15 protein-coding genes are annotated in these 18,736 nt (G+C 33.4%); 2 read left to right on the top strand and 13 right to left on the bottom strand.

Features of this window, described 5'->3' with window-relative positions:
• Nucleotides 1-353: 353 nt before the first annotated feature.
• The 10 genes from BN349_RS23550 to BN349_RS06925 all read right to left on the bottom strand — a co-directional run bounded on the left by BN349_RS23550 (nucleotide 354) and on the right by BN349_RS06925 (nucleotide 12,325).
• The gene (locus tag BN349_RS23550; RefSeq protein WP_019241569.1) at nucleotides 354-1,580 is read right to left on the bottom strand and encodes an NAD(P)/FAD-dependent oxidoreductase; all 1,227 of its coding nucleotides are present in this window, start codon (nucleotides 1,578-1,580) and stop codon (nucleotides 354-356) included.
• A 448-nt stretch (nucleotides 1,581-2,028) separates the two neighbouring features.
• A complete protein-coding gene (locus BN349_RS06965; RefSeq protein ID WP_019241568.1) occupies nucleotides 2,029-3,387 on the bottom strand; it encodes a D-serine ammonia-lyase in 1,359 nt (452 codons plus the stop codon).
• A gap of 54 nt (nucleotides 3,388-3,441) precedes the next feature.
• Nucleotides 3,442-4,068 carry an HAD family hydrolase gene (locus BN349_RS06960; RefSeq protein ID WP_019241567.1) on the bottom strand — a complete coding sequence of 209 codons (627 nt, stop codon included), beginning with the start codon at nucleotides 4,066-4,068 and terminating at the stop codon, nucleotides 3,442-3,444.
• Between the two features lie 243 nt (nucleotides 4,069-4,311).
• The gene (locus tag BN349_RS06955; protein ID WP_019241566.1) at nucleotides 4,312-4,956 is read right to left on the bottom strand and encodes a hypothetical protein; all 645 of its coding nucleotides are present in this window, start codon (nucleotides 4,954-4,956) and stop codon (nucleotides 4,312-4,314) included.
• Between the two features lie 104 nt (nucleotides 4,957-5,060).
• A complete protein-coding gene (locus BN349_RS06950) occupies nucleotides 5,061-5,951 on the bottom strand; it encodes a peptidylprolyl isomerase (RefSeq protein WP_019241565.1) in 891 nt (296 codons plus the stop codon).
• 227 nt (nucleotides 5,952-6,178) lie between these two features.
• Nucleotides 6,179-7,591: a sensor histidine kinase gene (locus BN349_RS06945; protein ID WP_019241564.1), complete on the bottom strand. Its 1,413-nt coding sequence runs from the start codon at nucleotides 7,589-7,591 to the stop codon at nucleotides 6,179-6,181.
• On the bottom strand, nucleotides 7,581-8,288 hold the full coding sequence (locus BN349_RS06940) for a response regulator transcription factor (protein WP_019241563.1): 708 nt from the start codon (nucleotides 8,286-8,288) through the stop codon (nucleotides 7,581-7,583). Before BN349_RS06940 ends, BN349_RS06945 begins: the two co-directional genes overlap by 11 nt.
• Before the next feature lie 383 nt (nucleotides 8,289-8,671).
• Complete coding sequence (locus BN349_RS25850) at nucleotides 8,672-8,824, bottom strand: hypothetical protein (protein WP_019241562.1); 153 nt, start codon at nucleotides 8,822-8,824, stop codon at nucleotides 8,672-8,674.
• Complete coding sequence (locus tag BN349_RS06930; protein WP_026089214.1) at nucleotides 8,824-10,824, bottom strand: peptidoglycan D,D-transpeptidase FtsI family protein; 2,001 nt, start codon at nucleotides 10,822-10,824, stop codon at nucleotides 8,824-8,826. Before BN349_RS06930 ends, BN349_RS25850 begins: the two co-directional genes overlap by 1 nt.
• 7 nt (nucleotides 10,825-10,831) lie before the next feature.
• Nucleotides 10,832-12,325: a S1C family serine protease gene (locus BN349_RS06925; RefSeq protein WP_019241560.1), complete on the bottom strand. Its 1,494-nt coding sequence runs from the start codon at nucleotides 12,323-12,325 to the stop codon at nucleotides 10,832-10,834.
• A 309-nt stretch (nucleotides 12,326-12,634) separates the two neighbouring features.
• On the opposite strand from BN349_RS06925, the gene BN349_RS06920 reads away from it, so the two are divergent.
• A complete protein-coding gene (locus BN349_RS06920; protein WP_019241559.1) occupies nucleotides 12,635-13,204 on the top strand; it encodes a TetR/AcrR family transcriptional regulator in 570 nt (189 codons plus the stop codon).
• A 126-nt stretch (nucleotides 13,205-13,330) separates the two neighbouring features.
• Nucleotides 13,331-14,725 carry a DHA2 family efflux MFS transporter permease subunit gene (locus BN349_RS06915; protein ID WP_425457745.1) on the top strand — a complete coding sequence of 465 codons (1,395 nt, stop codon included), beginning with the start codon at nucleotides 13,331-13,333 and terminating at the stop codon, nucleotides 14,723-14,725.
• Nucleotides 14,726-15,046: 321 nt separating this feature from the next.
• Here the strand turns inward: BN349_RS06915 and BN349_RS06910 are convergent, their stop codons facing one another.
• The 3 genes from BN349_RS06910 to BN349_RS06900 all read right to left on the bottom strand — a co-directional run bounded on the left by BN349_RS06910 (nucleotide 15,047) and on the right by BN349_RS06900 (nucleotide 18,721).
• Entirely contained in the window at nucleotides 15,047-16,756 is a 1,710-nt protein-coding gene (locus BN349_RS06910) for a DUF2339 domain-containing protein (protein ID WP_019241557.1), read from the bottom strand.
• Between the two features lie 238 nt (nucleotides 16,757-16,994).
• Nucleotides 16,995-18,224, bottom strand: coding sequence for a cation:proton antiporter (locus BN349_RS06905; protein WP_019241556.1), 1,230 nt, complete (start codon nucleotides 18,222-18,224; stop codon nucleotides 16,995-16,997).
• Nucleotides 18,221-18,721, bottom strand: a complete 501-nt coding sequence (locus BN349_RS06900) for a cation:proton antiporter regulatory subunit (RefSeq protein ID WP_019241555.1) — start codon at nucleotides 18,719-18,721, stop codon at nucleotides 18,221-18,223. The genes BN349_RS06905 and BN349_RS06900 overlap by 4 nt, the downstream gene beginning before the upstream one ends.
• Nucleotides 18,722-18,736 lie beyond the last annotated feature (15 nt).

Raw genomic sequence — 18,736 nt, 5'->3', positions numbered from 1 at the left:
TTTGCATTCGGTAGTCATGAATACGTGTTGTTTCTTTCGAACAAGATGGACAAAGATGTGCTTTAATAGGCATCTCGATACATATTTCATAGATTCCTTTGTTTGTTTCAGCACGAATGACGGTTACCTCTTCAAGTCCTGGCAAAATCATGTTAAAATGCAAGAGCACACATCTCCTTTTCTTTCTTGTTTCTCGACAATTCAAGTATAAGAAAAGTTGAGCATGTGTGCTCTTTTTTTTGTCCTTTTTTAGTGGACACCCCAACATTTAGTATAGAACCCAAAAATGCTAGATAAAGCATAAGAGCCTTTCAAAAGTGATGAGAATCACTTTTGAAAGGCTCCCTAATGAATTATTTATTTGTTACAGTTTCTGTTTTTTCTACTTTATTGCCTTTGAACATTTGTTTAACAACTAGGCTCGGTCCACCAAGAACAAATAAATAACGAATTTCGATTACTTGCTTCATAAATGCTGCAAATAATCCTTTCATACTCATTGGTCCTACTTTACCAACCGCTGTTTTTGTACCAATTGATGCTACAGTACCTTTGTGGTGATATTCAAATGCTGTTAAGCTTTCTTTTCGAATATGCTTAGCAATGTTTTTTCCACAATGCTGAGCTTGTTGGATAGCAACTTGTGCAGTTGGTAACAATTGTTTATTCTCTTTTGTAATAAAAGCTGAAGCATCGCCAAGACAGAAGATATTTTCATATCCTTTTACACGTAAAAACTCATCAACTTCAATACGTCCTCTAGTAGTTGGTAAATCCATTTTTTCTAATAAGCGATTTCCACGAACTCCACCAGACCAAATTAAAGTTCTTGAAGCAAGCTCTTTACCATTATCTAATGTAATTGTGTCGCTTGTACACTTCACAATTTTGCTTGAAGTTAATAATTCAACACCATTCTTTTTAATATAGTTTGTTGAATATTCAATTGCCGCTTGATCAAATCCTGGTAGGATTGAGTTTGATGCTTCAACATTTACTATTTTAGCTGCTTCTACAGGAACATTGTATTGCTTGCAAAGTTTAGGCAACACTTCAATTAATTCCCCAACCATTTCAATACCCGTAAATCCAGCACCAGCAACAACAAATGTTAAACGTGAAGGATCTTTATCTTTTTGATATCCTTCAAACTCATTATGGATATGGTGGAAGATTGCTTTAGTACTTCTAAAGCTACGGATTTTAAATGCATTTTCCTCAACACCTGGAATTCCGAATGTATCAACATCAAAACCTAATGAAATAAGTAATGTATCGTATTCAACCTCTTCACCATTACTTAATTGTACCTTCTGTGCCTCTTTATCTACAGAAGTAACGGTTGCTTGTTTAAAATTAATTTTATTCGCATTCAGTAATTCAGGAATAGATAGAATAATTTTTTCATCAGAAGCTGTACCAGCACCAGTTTTGTGTAACTGTGTTGAAATGTAGTGATAGTTATGTTTGTTAATTAAAGTAACTTCTGCTTCATCGTTTTTTAAAGCTTTTTCTAGTGTTTTACTAGTGATTAAACCACCGTAACCTGCACCTAGAATGACGATTCTTGTTTTTTTCATGATGTTCAATCCATCCCTTTTTAATAATATTTTTTTCCTTCATTTTTAAAATTGTGAAACAATTCACATAAATCATCAAAAAAATAGAAAAGAGTTAAATAGTTGAAGGAAAATGATTCTACATAAGTAGTTTCATAATAAATAAAGAATAGGACAAATGTCAACAAAATTTCACAAAAAAATTATTTTTTCATTTTTGTATACTTCTAGATTTTAAATAGAAGATTTTCCGATGAATAAGCCTTTTTCTACATACTAAGTTAAAGTATTACTAGCTATCAACTATCGTATGTGAAGAATCCATCGACTAAATCAGATGATCATGATATAAGTCGTAATATTGTTAATGACCTAACTAAAGGGCTGCTCCAAATGTGATGCTTAAACATTTGGGACATCCAACCGCTTTTTATTGTTTTTTCAAAAATCAACTTGGTTCCAAGTGTACTCATTCTTCCAAATCGTAAGGGTATTGTAAAGCTTTTTGATAATATTCCTTCATCACTTCACTCGGCACCATATTTCCTCCGGTAGACCATACAATATGAATCGCATTTTTCATTTTTTCTTTAAGACCTTTCTGGTGTATGTATTCTTCGCCTGCCTTTTGCTTAAACAATTGTATTGGTCCATAAAAACCAGCAAGAGCTGATGGCTCAACATAGATGTTTTCTGAATGGACTAGCTGAGGCAGAAATGAGAATAATCTTTTATCCTCTATTGTGTAGTGACCAGAAATCTGATGACCGATTACATTTCCTACGAAGCTAGAAGCCCTTCCAACAGCAAGACCGTCAGCAGCTGTTTTATTATCCAAGCCAAAATCTTGGACTGATACTTGATCTTGCAGCCTTGTTAATTGTCCAATGAGAAAACAAGGTGAATGGGTTGGCTCAGCGAAGAAGCAATGAACATTCTCCCCGAATTCAACTTTAAGCCCAAAAGTAACTCCTCCTGGACCACCTCCGACACCACATGGGAGATAAACAAATAATGGATGATCATCATCTATCGTCAAACTCATTTCATTCAATTGCGCCTTTAAACGTGATGCAGCAACTGCATATCCCAAGAAAAGATTGTTAGAATTTTCATCATCAATAAAATAACATAGCGGATCTTCTGCAGCTTGTTTCCTACCCTCTTCTACTGCTTTACTATAGTCTGACATATATTCAATCACATCTACACCTATTGATTTAAGCAAATCTTTTTTCCATTGTTTAGCATCAGCGGACATGTGCACCGTGACATGAAAGCCAAGCTTTCTGCCGATGAGTCCAATGCTCAATCCTAAATTACCTGTCGAACCAACAGCAATACGGAAGTTTTTGAAAAAATCTCTTCCAGAATCACTATCGAGAATTTTATAGTCTAATTTTCCATTAAAGATTCCGTGTTCAATCGCTAAATCCTCTGCATGCTTTAGAACTTCATAAATTCCTCCTCTTGCTTTAATGGATCCTGAAATAGGTAGCTCATGATCACATTTCATCCATAACGAGCCTTCCATTTTACAATTATAGTTTTCCTCCATACATTGTTTCATTGTGGGAATCATTTTTAGGGGAGATTCTATTATACCTTTTGAAATAGCTGTCTCCGGAAAAACCTGTTCAATATATGACGCAAAACGTTCTAACCTTTTTTCAGCATCCTTCATTTGCTTTGCATTAATAATCTGATGTTGCTTATTGTGTGAATTATCATTTATCCAAAAGACCTCATCTGCTTGAATAATAGACTGTAAAAGAGGAAATTCCTTCACCCACTGCTGAATACTTTTTCCTTGTACTAGTTTTTCCAAATCTCTATCACCTCGTTATTAATAGGTGTAAATCTCTTATTCTTCTTTTTACTCCTAATGAATTCCTAAAACAGCAAGCAAGTCATGTGGTGTTTGAAGAATGTAATCTGCTGGAATAGTTAAATCCCTCGCTCCCCATGAAGCTAGGGCGAAATCCATACCAGCTGCTCTAGCTGCTTGTGAATCTGCAACTGTATCTCCTACATAGATCGCTTCTCTAGGGTTAATATTCAAAAACTCAATCGCCTTTATTAATGGATCTGGATGAGGTTTATGATTATCAGTATCCTCTGCTAATACAACACTCTTCATATATCCGTGCAAACCAGTAGATATAAAATCAATTTCGTATTGATGTTTTGTTTTAGAACTAGCAATACCACACAATACCCCTTTGCTGTTAATGATATGAAGAATTTTATCAAAATCCTCAAATAAGCTAGCTTTTTCACCACTCCTATGAATGAAATCTACCCATTTTTTATATGCAAGATCAACATCTTCAAATTCCAATAATTCAATCGTTTTTCTTCCAGGATAGGCCATATATTTTACTAATTCTTCATAAGCGATTTCTTTTCCTTGATCTTCTAACAAAAGCTTTTGTAAAGGAATGATATTCATTCTTTCCGTATTTAGTATCGTCCCATCTAAATCAAAAATCACGCAACTATATTTCATCGTTCTCTCCTTTTTGACAAATAAGTAATACTTGCTAACATATTTGCAAAATCATTTTTATATAAATCCAGCAATATTACCGAATTACTATTAATAGTATCAGAAAAAAATGACGAATAACTAAAATAAAAATAATAGCAACTTTCATAAAATGAAAATTGCTACGATTGTCTCTATACTCACTACTTGTTAATAGACAATAAAATTGATGAAAAATCCTAGAGATAAAAAGTCTTTAGACTCTTATTCCGCTTTTATAGGATGTCTCTTATGGTGGTCACCAATCATATACATATGTTCCTCAGTGAAAGGAAATAGCTTTAACTCTCTAGCTTTTTCTCTATGATTTGTCATAATTTCCTGCATTAACTCTCGAGCATCTCTATTTTTGGTATTAATGCCTAACTTTTCAGCAGATTGAAATACTAATTTTTCTCTAACTTCATGCGCTATTTCTCTTGAACTTTTTCCTTTTGTATCCATTTTAAATTCTGTCGCAAGTTGTTTCATTCTCGCTTGACGAACTTCTTTTGCGAGCTCTTGAATACTTTTCCCTTCACTACTAATTCCTAATTCCTTAGCCCTCGTTTTTAAATGAGTTAGATAAACTTGCTTCGCTATCTCCTCCATTTGTTTTCCTTTTGTTTGTATTCCTAATGCCTTCGCTTCCTTTAAAATAGAGGTTTCTCTAATTTCTTTCATCAAAGTTCGATTATCTTTATCCTTAATACTAATCCCCAGTTCCTGTGCTCTTTGCTTTAAAAATTCTTCATCGTGTATAAAATGATCCTTATGAACATGCTGTTTTTCTTCAGCGTTAATGGAATTGGCACCGAACTGTGACATAACTACTAACAGTGTAAATACAAAAATGGACATCCTTTTCATTATAATTTCCTCCTTTTTCTAGTAGGTATTCAAATGATAGGATGTCCAAATATATGAATAAATTATGAATAAACCATTAATAATTCATGAAAAATATAAATACATTATTTTTCAAGATTATTTTTGATTTTATACTTCTCTTTTTTCTCAGCTAACCATGTAGGATATTCACTATTTACTTTTTCATCAAATAAAGCTTTTTTGATTTCATCTTTATGATCTTCATAAACAGCTGTCTTAGCTTCTTTCTTACCTGTTACCTTAATAATGTGATAACCATAATCAGTTTTTACAGGTTTACTAATTTCTCCAACCTTCATTGCAAAAGCCGCTTTTTCAAATGGCTCAAGCATTTCACCAGCTCCAAAGTAACCTAATTGCCCACCATTCTCAGCATTTGATGTATCTTTTGAATAAGTTTTTGCTAACTCAGCAAAATCCTCACCTGCAGCTAGTTTCTTTTCAACTTCATTTACCGTAGCTTCATCTTCAACCAAAATATGACTAGCTTCTACTTGAGCCGCTTGATTAAAGTTTTCTTTATTTTGTTCAAAATATGTTTTCATTTCATCATCGGTAATTTTGATTGACGGTTCGAGTAGCTTTTCAATCTTTTTAAAATTTTCTACATCTTTCTTGAAATCAGATAACGAAACATTACTAGATTCTAACGCAGCATTAAATTTATCTTCGCCGCCATAATCGGCAATAAAGTTATTTAACTCTTCTTTAACCTCTTTATCCGATACAGTGATTTTTTCTTTCTCTGCTTCCAACTCAACAATTTTATTATTAATTAAAGTATCTAAAGCAGTACTACCATATTGCTTTTCAAGAACCTCATACAGGTCATCTTTCGTAATCTTTTCATTTCCAATTGTCGCTAAAACATCATCTTCATTTTTTAAGCTTTTTCCAATAATAACTGCTAATGCAATAACACAGATAATAACAACTACAACTAGCAGTTTATTATTTTTTAATTTTTCCTTCATTGATTTCCCTCCAACTAGACTTCCTTTTAACAGCTTGTTCATATTTTATCGAAAAAATATGAACAAACTATTACCAAACTTGAAATTATTAAGAAAAAAGTAAAATTTCCGAAAAATATATATACAAATCTTTTCTTTTTATACTTTTACTTCTCCAAAATAATAGTACACGAAATTTCTAAGTATGACTACCTAGAAATTCCATGTACTATTTCATAATCAATCATTCAATTTAATTCTTCAATCTTATACGGGATCCGAATTACAAATTTTGTACCTTTGCCATGATTGCTAGTAACCTCTATTTTTCCATCATGAAGCTTAACTAACTTTTCTACGATAGACAAACCTAATCCGAACTCTCCATAAGGATTAGTCGTTCGAGATAAATCCGCCTTATAAAATCTACGCCATATCTTTTCAATCTCATGTGGCTCTATGCCAATCCCAGTATCTTCTATTTCAATAACTGTTTCATCTTTCTCGGCTCTACCTCTTAACCAAATTGTACCGTTCTCAGTGAATTGTATGCTATTTTTCGTAATATTTATCAGGATTTGTGTTAATCGATCATAGTCTGCGTATACATTGACTGTTTCATCTACTTCAACAATGATTTGATTATCCTTCTCTTCAGCTAACAGATCTAATTGTTCTTTAATCACTTCAAGTACCTCAAATAATGGAATATCTTCTATAATAAGGGTAACTTGATTTGAACGTATTTTTTCATAGTCAAGATTTTCATTTACAAGACGAATTAAACGCTTTGTTTCTTTACTAACTAAATTAATCCCTTTTTCTTTTTCTACTTCTGGAATCATATCTGTCTTAATACCTTCAATAACACCACTAATGGTTGTTAACGGCGTACGAAGTTCATGTGAAACATCAGCCATAAACTGTCGTCTTCTATTTTCTAATGTCTCAATTTCCTCCATTGAGCGATCAAGCTTTTCTACCATTTTATTAAAATCACCAGCTAGTTCACCTATTTCATCAAAATTCGAATCAGGAATTCGAACAGAATAATCACCGTTCGATACTAGTGACGTCGCTTCTTGAATACGCTTAATTCGTTTAACATGGAATTTTGAAAGATACCAACTTAACAAAACAGAAATCGCTAAAGCTACTAGTACGGTATAAAATAAATAGTGATTGATTTCTGAAATCATTTCTCTAGAACCACTAATTGGTGAAGTTAATAAAATACCTCCAATAAATGTGTCATTTTGAATGAAAGGTAATAGTACGAAGGTTACACCTTGATCAAATCGTTTGTAATCTTGCTTAACGATTACTGTTTGACCATTTCTTATCTTATTCCAATCTTTATCTCTTAAAGTGATAAGTCCGCCGGTTGGATATATAATTTCCCTATTTTCATCAAAAAGACTATATTGAATATTGCGCCCAACTAAAACATTTCGATAGCTGTTTAACACTTGATTACCGTTGTTCTGAGAATATTGAAAGTCCTGCAAAATATTATTACCAAATGATATAAGTTCTTCTGCTTTATTCGTATACACCAAATTCTCCATATAATATGAAAACATTAAGCTTAAAACAAGAAATGCAACAACAATTACACTGAGATGACTGATAATTTGTTGATAAATATATTTAATCTTCATGGGATTCTACCAATGTCTCATCAAACTTATAGCCAACCCCCCAAACCGTATGAAAGAATGGCTGTGATTGTGTCCCTACTTTTTTTCGTAATCTTTTTATGTGAACATCTACGGTTCTTTCATCTCCATAAAAATTGTAACTCCATACTCTTTCCAACAGTTGTTCTCTAGAAAAAACCTGCTTCGGATTTTGAACGAAATAATATAATAAATCAAATTCTTTCGGTGTTAAATTAGTAATCGGCTGACCATTTAAAAAGACTTCTCGAGTAAGTTTATTGATTTTGAAATGTTGAGTTTGCAGTATGCCATCTACCCGCTTTACTGGTTGTGTCGAATTATAACGTCTCGTTACAGCTTTTATTCTTGCCATTAAAGCTAATGGGCTAAATGGTTTTGTTACATAATCATCCGCCCCCATTTCAAGGCCGAGAACTTGATCTGATTCACTATCTTTTGCAGTAAGCATGATGATAGGAACGGTACTCTTATCTTCTCGTATTTTCCTACAAATGGTCACTCCATCCATACCTGGAAGCATCCAATCAATGATTAAGGCATCCCAATTTCCCTCTTGATATTTTTTGTAACCCTCAATACCGTTATTTATAAATACTCCCTCTATGTTCTCTTTTGCAAAAAACATTTCAATCATAGAAGAAACACTTTCATTATCTTCAATTACTAAAATTCTCATGTCCACAACTCCTTAAGCAGCTTAAAACTTTCCTTAACTATATCTTACACATTTCTATTGAACATAGAAAGTAGTCTCTTCATGCTGGCGCTCCATACAATAGATTTGTTCGTTTCTATTTGAGTAAGGCTGTTTTTGCGAACGTTGTGATCTAGTGTTATGAAGTGATTAGTCTGAATTGAATTACACACAAGAACACTCACTTCTCCACAAAAATCTCACACTATAAGCACGAATCAACCTTTTTCATTTTCTAAAGTTATCGAAAATAACAACCTTAAACTAAAAACCGTTAAATGTACGAAAAGGACTGTATAATATATGTGTAAAATCTACATGTATCATACAGCCGCTTGTCGTATATTTATCATACTTTTCTTATTCTAGCTTAAACAAATCCATTTGTGCAGAATCTCCGTATTTGTTTCTACATTTTCTGGTTTACTCTCTTCTGGAAAGACATTTAGCACTTGAAGTAACTCGCCATCTACTGTTTTTTCACAGCTTTTTACTAACCAAATTTTAATCCTTTCCATTATGATTCCACTCCTTTTTGCATAGCTTCATCTTTTAAAAAATACGCATCAAGGACTCGTCTACCAATATTTTTATTAATCGAGCTAGAATCACTTCTTACATTTGGAACAACTACAGCCATAGCAACTTCCGGATTTTCATATGGAGTGTATCCAACTAATGTTAAATTATAATGATAACCACCTTTGCCGTTAGAGACTTGAGCTGTTCCTGTTTTTCCTGCTGGATTATAGCTGGCATCCTTGAAATACGATGTAGCTGTACCTTGGCTACCACTCATAACTTGACGAAATCCTGTTTGAACTCTATCAATATATTCTTGCTTCATATCAATGCGATTTAAAACATTAGGTTCGAACGTATCTAATAACTCTCCCGTCTCTCCTTCAGAATGATCTGGAGAACGCACCTCTTTTAATAAATGAGGTTGCATTCGATAACCATCATTCGCAATGGTAGATACATATTGAGCTAATTGAATAGGCGTATAAGTATCAAATTGTCCAATTGCAAAATCCATTAAGTTCCCCAGTTTTTGTACACCACCGTTATATCCCGTCGCTTCATTTGGTAAATCGATACCTGTTTTTATTCCAAGGCCAAATTGAGCGAAAGAACTTCGCATAGTGTCATATGCTTTTTGTGGATCCTTAAATCCAGTTTTTGTTGAATAATCAAAGTTTCCTATATTCATAGCAATGTGGAACATATAAACATTTGAAGATCTCTCAAGCGCTTTAATATCATTCAGTATTCCTAAGTTTTTATAAGATTTTTTTACTGGAGTACCATTAAGCTTAATAGGAGCATCTAAAAAAGTTTGCCCTGGTTTAATAGCACCTGTCTGATATCCCGTTAGAACAGTTGCTCCTTTTACCGTTGAACCCATGGCATATGCATTTTGGATCGTTCCATAAGCTTCATCTTCAATTTTTCCGTTTTTTCTACTTTTTCCCGCTAAAGAATATATTTCTCCCGTTTTCGGATTCATCATTACAACATAAGCACCGTCGGCACTAGACTCTTTTTTCAATTCATCCTCGATAATTTGTTCTACTTTTTGTTGAAGTTCCATATCGATGGTTAGTATGACATCCTTTCCCTTTTCTCCCTCCTTTGTAATGGATTGATCGGTTACGCTTCCCTTCCTATTCGATACGAAAGATTGTTCTTCTTTTTTACCTTGTAGAAGTTTTTCATATTGTAATTCTAAATAACTCTTACCGACTAAATCGTCTAACTCATATCCATTGGCTTTGTATAAATCAGCACTTTCTGCTGGTATTTGTGCAACTTTTCCGAATATCTGTTTAAAAGTATCCCCATACGTATACTTTCTTTTTGAATCAAGTTTAATATCAACACCTGGAAGTTCATCCAGGTGTTCATTAATCATAGCTACTTCCTTTGTATTCAGACCTTCCTTAATTCGATTAACCGAGGCTGTATCTTGATCCATCTTGCTCTTAATCGTGTAGATTTGCATTTCTTCCTCCGTAATTGAAGCAAGTTCACGATCTGTGATACGTTCTAAAAGCAATTGATATTCTTCTTTATCATCTAGTTTTTTTTGTTCTTCATCAGAAAGCTTGTCATAAGCTTTATCTTTATTTATTTGAATCCAATAATCCTTTTTGTCACGATCTTTTACTTTATCGGTACTAACAGTAATGAGCTTAGATAGTCTTTTAGCTATATCCAAGGTGTTACTATTTGAATCAGCATCTGTTTTTGTATATGTGACTGTATATATCGGCTCATTACTTACAAGCACCTTACCATTACGATCGTACATAACACCACGCGGGGCATTCCAAGTATATTTTGTTGTTGTTGTAGCTTCACTAGCTTCCTTATATTCTTGACCATGTACAATTTGAACGATTCCAAGCCGGAAAATTAATGCTAAAAACAATAGAAAAGTAAAGAAAAATAATAGATTTAATCGAATAGTTAAACTTCTCTTTTGAAGACTATTCTTTTTTTGCTTCCTTTTCATCATTTCATCAGCTTGTTACACCAGTATTAGCAGTTAAAGTAACTTCTACTGTTTTTAGCTGACCTTGACGATATAATTTAATAGTTGCTTTATCGCCCACTTTTAATTTGCCGTATAAATACTTTCTAAACTCTGTAGAGCTTTTCACTTCTGTATTGTTTATAGAAACGATTATATCTTGTACTTGAATTCCTGCTTTTGCAGCTGCCGAATTAGGGTCAACACTTGTAACCATTACCCCACTTTTCGCTTTTTCAGGAACATTTTGTAAGTAATATTGTGGAATCTCTTCTAAACTAGCTAAACCAACTCCAACATATACACGTTCTACTTTACCTTTATCAATAATTTCATTGATAATTGGCACAACATCATTACTAGGTATAGCAAATCCTAAGCCTTCAACTCCGCTTTCTGAAATTTTCATACTATTAATACCGATGACTTGACCAGATGTATTTATTAAAGCCCCACCGCTATTACCAGCATTGATTGCAGCATCCGTTTGGATAACGTTCATTTCCCATTCACCTGCTGAAGTTGACACTGCCACTGCACGATCCGTTGCACTCACAATACCTTGTGTAACTGTTCTAGAAAAATCAAGCCCTAATGGATTCCCGATGGCTACAACTTGTTCACCAGCACGTAAAACACTAGAATCGCCGAAATCTAATGTACTTTCAGCATATTTCGCATCAATTGTAAGAACCGCTAAATCACTCAAGGCATCTGTACCAACTAATTGAGCTTTCGTTTTTTCACCATTTGCTAAAGAGATTTCGATCTCATCTGCATCTTCAATTACGTGATTATTCGTTACGATATAAGCATTTTTACTATCTTTTTTGAAGATAACACCTGAACCTGAACCTGTTTCAACCCCTTCTCCCGATTGTTGTTGACTTTGTTGTCCATCTTGTGGAAAAAAGAAGTTGTTTTGATTTTGTTTTTGAATATTAACAATACCTACAATAGCTGGTAGTGCCTTCTCTATAACATCCGCTGTATTAGATTCAGAAGAAGCTGAATTTTTTACATTCACAACATTTTTTGATCCTGTACTAGAATATTCACTTTTACTTTCTTGCTGAGTCGTATTGTTGTTTGAATTAAACATATCCGGATAATCCGTAAATGGAATGACAGATAAAGTGATAACTGAACCAATCACACCTGCAGCTACTGTTTTCACAAAACCGAAATTTTTACCTTTTTTCTTTTGATTTCTTGAAGATTGTTCTTGTTTGATTGATTGGCTATTATTCTGTTCGTCACTAGTATGAGCTGTTGCTTGAAAAATATGGTTTTCAGTAGAGCTACCTGACATTTCCTCTACTTGGTCGGATTTATCACTAGCAACCTCCGAATCATAACTTTGTATTGCTTCCTCCTTTTCGTTATTTGCATTTTGTTCAATATTTTGATTTTCTAATGAATTATTTGGATGATCATTTGGCTCTTGACCAGGAAATTGATTGTTATTTTCATTTGTACTCATAATGTTTTCCTCCTAAAAGTTAAGAATGATGATTGATCTTTAACTTAATTCCATTCTAATCCTAAGATATGAATAAATTATTAACAAACCTTTAAAAGAACTAGAAAAATATAATAAATTATTACATCTTTCAAATTTTATTGTTTTTTACCAGAATAGTAGTATTCAGCATGTTTCTGATATGCTTGATTTAACTGACATATCTCAATCATTTATTACCCTTGACTCTATCAGGCTAAACGAATATGATAACCTAGTGTCTAAAATATCTAGACCAGTCGTTATAATAACATTTGAGGTGAATAATCCATGAGTAATAAAGGTGATTCCAGAGAAAATCTACTTGAAGCTGCTACACGTCTTTTTCATTTACAAGGTTACCATGCAACTGGATTGAATCAAATACTAAAAGAAAGCGGTGCACCAAAAGGATCTCTTTACTATCACTTTCCGAATGGAAAAGAACAGTTAGCCATTGAAGCTGTTCAATTAATGAGTACGATTATTGCAAATGATTCAAAAAAACAGCTTGACGAATATACAGATCCTGTAGTAGCATTTCAATCTTTAATTAGAAATATTGCTAAGCATTTTGACAATATAGAACAATTGGAAGGACTTCCGATTGGGCTACTAGCAGCTGAAACCTCTTTAAAAAGCGAACCATTACGAAAAGCTTGTCAATCAGCTTTCGAAAGATGGGAAGCCTTATATAGTGATAAGCTCGAAAATTTCGGATTTGAAAAGGAACAAGCGAACAAAACGGCAATCATTTTGAATGCAATGATCGAAGGTGCTATAACTCGTTCATTAACGAATAAAAATGGATTACCGCTACTTTATGTTGCCGAATTTATTCCAACACTTCTAAAGAAATAGCTAATATATACATACTATTTCTTTTGTTTATCTATTTTATATAGACTGGTCTAATTATAAGCAGAATTTGAGAGGAGAATTTGTTTGGAAAATATAAATCAATCAGCTAAGAAAGAACAGAAACAAATAAGGCCAATACCAATCGTTGTAGCAATTATGCTAGGTGCATTTATTGGTCTTTTTAGTGAAACGGCATTAAATATGGCTTTTACGAATATTATGGTTGATTTTAAAATTGAACCATCTGACGTACAATGGTTAACTACAGGATATTTACTTGTAATGGGAATTTTGGTTCCTGTATCAGGTTTGTTAATCCAATGGTTTTCAACAAAGAAATTATTTACTGCTTCATTAGTGTTCTCTATACTAGGAACATTCGTTGCAGCTATCGCTCCAAACTTTGAAATATTACTAGTTGCTAGAGTTATCCAAGCAATCGGTACTGCCCTTTTGTTACCTTTAATGACAAACGTTATTTTAGTTATTTTCCCACCACATAAACGTGGTACCGTAATGGGTACAATGGGTCTAGTTATTATGTTTGCCCCTGCTCTTGGACCAACATTATCTGGTCTTATTGTTGATAGTTTAGGATGGCAGTCTATTTTTTGGATCTGTCTCCCTCTTTTAGTTTTTGTATTGTTATTCGGATTAATTTATATGCAAAATGTCTCAACAATTACTAAACCAAAGATTGATCTTCTTTCAATCATTCTTTCAACAATTGGTTTTGGTGGAATTGTAATCGGATTTAGCAACGCTGGAGAAGGTGCTAGTTCTTGGGGTGAGACAACTGTTATTGTTCCAATTATAGTGGGTATAATTGGTCTAGCTCTATTTTCGATTCGTCAATTCAAGATGGAACAACCAATGCTTAATTTAAGAGTTTTTAAATTTTCTATGTTTACGCTTGGTTTAATTATGGTCTTTTTATGTATGATGATCATTTTGTCTACATCCATTCTTTTACCAATGCTATTAAAAGAAGGATTATTATTAACAGCTTTCGCCGCTGGTTTAGTATTATTACCAGGTGGTATTATAAATGGATTCATGTCACCGGTTATCGGTCGCTTATTTGATAAATACGGACCAAAATATCTTATAATTCCTGGTTTTGTTATTACGACTATTTTCACATATCTTTTCTCTAATGTAACAACAACTGCTACTCAAGCTACGATTATCATTTTACACAGCTGCTTGTTCATTGGTGTTGCTATGATTATGATGCCTGCACAAACAAATGGTTTGAATCAATTACCAAAGCATTTTTATCCAGATGGAGCGGCCGTAATGAATACGTTACAACAAGTTGCTGGTGCAATTGGAACGGCTATTGCAATCAGCATAATGGCTGCAGGAACTGAGAAGTTCTTAACGACAGCTGACATGACTAATCCTGCTGTTGCAGCAGAGGCATTAACTGCTGGAGTTCAAAACGCCTTCTTATTCTCGTTAGTGGCATCCATTATTGGTTTAATTATTGCTTTATTTACGAAAAGAATAAAAGTTTAAAACTGTAACAAGAAGATGGTCAATTAGAGCGTCTTCTTGTTTTCTCTATACTATTCTTCATTCAACTTTCCTATAATACCATTCAACTTCAGTCCTTTTTGGTTCAACTTCTCAGAAATCTGATCCAACTTGTTATTTTACTAATAGGTTATGGTAGATGTCATTGTTGTTAAATAGTTACAACCCTTCTTGCTCGTTCCTCACTGTGGGCTTTTTTATTTTTCACTTCTTCTGTAAGAGTCCTACGTATTTGCGTCCATTTATATACCAGATTCTTATCATATAAAAAGCAGTCCCCATAATATAGGAACTGCCTACAAATTATTTTTTGATAAAAAACATTCGTGAGATACCTACCCCTATTGCACCTATAACTAAGAAAAGAGTCGCTCGAATGGTCATACTAACTACAACTAAATCTAATAAGAACAGCTTTCCTACTGTAATCGATAGTACGATAAGTCCAATATATATAATCTCATTTTTAGTAAAAATCGCCATCGTTTTCTTCATTCTTCCATACCAAACGGCCATTGAAGCATAAATCATCCAAAGAAACGATATCGTAAAACTATTTATATCACTATCGTCGGAAATAACACCACCAGATTTAGTAAGAACTATAAATACTAAAAGCATAAAGACATAGAACCATAGTTGATAACCTAATTTACTTTGCTTAACCACAACACTACCAGCTTTATAAATACCGTAAGCAAAAGTTACAATGATTAAAATATGAGCCAAAAACGCTGTTGACAGCAGATCGTAAATCGGTGTTACCAAAGTCAATAAAATGGCGAAAATATAAACTAAACCACCAACTATTAATTTCGTCATATTTTTCAATAAGTAGCCAACATAAAGTGCTAAAAACCCTTGAATCAAGAATAAAATAATTTGAATATCCCCACTGAATTGTTGTGAGATGACAATTGACAAATGTACCATACCCAAAGTGAATGCAATAGCAGATAATAACGATTGACGATCTTTCTTAATCTCAAAATATGAAATCAAAAGATAAACGATACTTGTTATAAAGAGACTTAATGTTGATCCGGAATGAAGAGCGGAGAAGCTCATAAATAATAGTATCCCGTTAAATGCCCAAATTCCTAATCGTGGGATATAGATAAACGTTCTATCTAACCATAATTGTAAAAATAGCACTAGTTGTAAAAGTGTATATACAATACTGATTTCTATACTTACTTCTTGATTTTGTACAAAAGCTAAAAAGATAAAAAAGATGATTTGTGCAACACCATAAGAGGATACATACAGAATATGATAGATTTTCTTCCAAGCATATAATAGTAAACAAATGGTTAAAAACGTTTCATAACCTAAAAACACATATAAATTCGGTTCTTGACTGTTAATTAAAAACGGGACAAAAAAGCCACCTACTGCTACAAAAATAGCTAGATATTCAGATTTATGACGATTGGCAATGAAAATTCCAGAAACAACCCACATGATATTTAAAATAAATGCTATTGGCGCTGGTAAGTAAGCATATAAGTAATGTGCTGCAAAGGTAGTTAATACAACTGTTGCTACACTGCCACCAAGTAATACCAATCCTAACGCATGTCGCTTAGCTCTTATTTGTCTTTCACCAATTACATAAAGAATTACAGCTAACAATCCGCCAAAAAGCAATCTCAAAGGAGGAGTTAAGATTCCTGAATCAATTCCTGCTTTAAATAGCCAAACGACACCTAATAACATAATTCCAACGAAAATCCGCGGCAACCAAATTTGACATAGCTTTAATAAATCAAACCCTTGCTCTTTACGTTCATGCTTCAATTTCGTGTTTTTCATATCAGCGTTTTTAGGTTGCTCTATGATCACAGGAGGCGGTTTTATAGGTGCCGATTGCAGATTTATCGGTTTCTCGTCATGAATTTCTTTCTTTTTCATTTCAATTTTTTGTTGCCTTAACTCCACTAACAAATCGTTCATTGTTGATATCGCTAACTCAAGATTGTGTATTTTTTTCTCAATGTCACGATCGTTCATCTCGAAAACCTCTTTTCTCTAATTTTTCTTATGGCTGTGTGTTATATTTCATTGCTGATAGTGGAAGCAATCCCGTCAATATCAATATCAACGTATAACAAAACCATTCTTATAAAATAAAAACGAATCAGATAGACAATATGTTGCAATAAAAACCAAAATTTTCTAAAATATAAAAGCAAAAATCCTGCTTAAACAATGTGCTTTGAGCATAGCGCTTTGTTTAAGCAGGATTCCTTTAGCTACTTATTTGCTTTTTATTTTGTTTTTCTGATTTAACACTCCATTTAAAAATAAAATCTAACAGCTTATAAATTCGTTTTGATTCTTTCGTTAAAAATGGTCCTAGTATTGCGAGAATTAACACATAAAGAGCGGCGAATGGTTTTATAATCGACATTAAGCTTCCAGCGATTGCAAGGTTTGCAAGTATAATGGAAAATTCGCCTCTTGAAACTATTGTTAATCCAATGTTAGAAGAAGCTTTATGTGATAGTTTAGCTCTTCTGCCGGCAATTAACCCAGCAATGAAATTTCCGAATATTGTTAGAATAACAGCTCCTAAAACTAACCAAACGGCATCCCCTAAGGTAAAAGGATCTATGCTTAGCCCGAAGCTAAAGAAGAAGATTGCTCCAAAGAAATCACGAAATGGAATAACTAGTTTTTCAATACGTTCACTATGTTCGGTCTCCGAGAATACAAGTCCTAATAGCAATGCTCCTATTGCTTCTGCTACGTGAATCGTTTCTGAAATTCCAGCTATAAAAAATAATGTGGAAAAAATAACGATAATGAATATTTCATTCGATGTAATATTCAGTAATTTATTGAGTAAATGGGTTGTTTTCCTTGCGATCACAAAGAATAATAAAATGTAGCCTAACGAGATACCTATAGTCATAAATGTTTCTAGTAATGAAGAGGAATGTCCTCGAACGAGGCTTGATACAATGGATAAATAAACAGCTAATATAATATCTTCAAACATGATGATTCCTAATATTAGTTCTGTTTCTTTATTTCCTGTTCTTCTTAAATCAACCAGAACCTTAGCAACGATAGCGCTAGATGAAAACGTTGTAATCCCAGCGATGATTAACGTCTCTAAGAAGGGAAATCCAGTGACCCATCCATACAATAACCCTAATGTAAAATTTATGGCAATATAGATGCTTCCACCAATAACAATATTCTTCCCTGAGCGTTCTAGTTTTTTTATCGAGAATTCTAATCCTAAATAGAAGAGTAAAAATAATACGCCTATACGTCCTAGAAATTCAATTATTTCAAAGCTTTCAATAAATCTAAGATCAATGACACCGATTTGAGGTGCGTGAGGTCCCACAATCATTCCCATAATAATGAGAAATGGGATAATGGAGAATTTCAATCTACCTGCCAGAATAGCCGCAATTGCAACTAAAATTAATGCTGTACCAACTTCTAAAATAAGGTCATTTGTCATGCAGAATCACCTTGCTTTGTCAAAAGTTCAGCAATAAACTTCTTTACTTCCTGCCTCTCTCCAGAGATCACTAATGTATCTCCTGCGTCGATTACACTGTCTGGGCCTGGTGAATATAACTTCTTCATCGTATTTTTTAATACAGCAATAATTGTGACATTATAAGAATTCCTAATATCAATTTCACCAATAGTCCTACTGATAATTGGTGCATTTTGTGATACTTTAAACCATTCGATCATTAAACCATCTAAAGCCATCTCAATCGTTTCTAATGCCTGTGGCTTATACACCATCCCTCCTAATATTGCAGCGATCTTACGAGCTTCACTATCAGTTAATGCAACACTTGAAATGCTTTCTTCGTGATCAGTATCAAAATGGTACATCTCTCTTCGACCATCATCGTGTATAACTATGACCATTTTTTCATTTTCCTTCGTTATCACTTCAAATTTACAACCGATACCTGGTAGTTCACTTTCCCGTATATTCATACTTATCCTCCCCTT

It is taken from the genome of Bacillus sp. AP8 (genome assembly GCF_000321185.1).
GTDB lineage: Bacteria > Bacillota > Bacilli > Bacillales > DSM-1321 > Bacillus_AD > Bacillus_AD massilioanorexius.
Note: the sequence above shows the minus strand (reverse complement) of the source record. Positions and strands in the feature narration are given on the sequence as shown.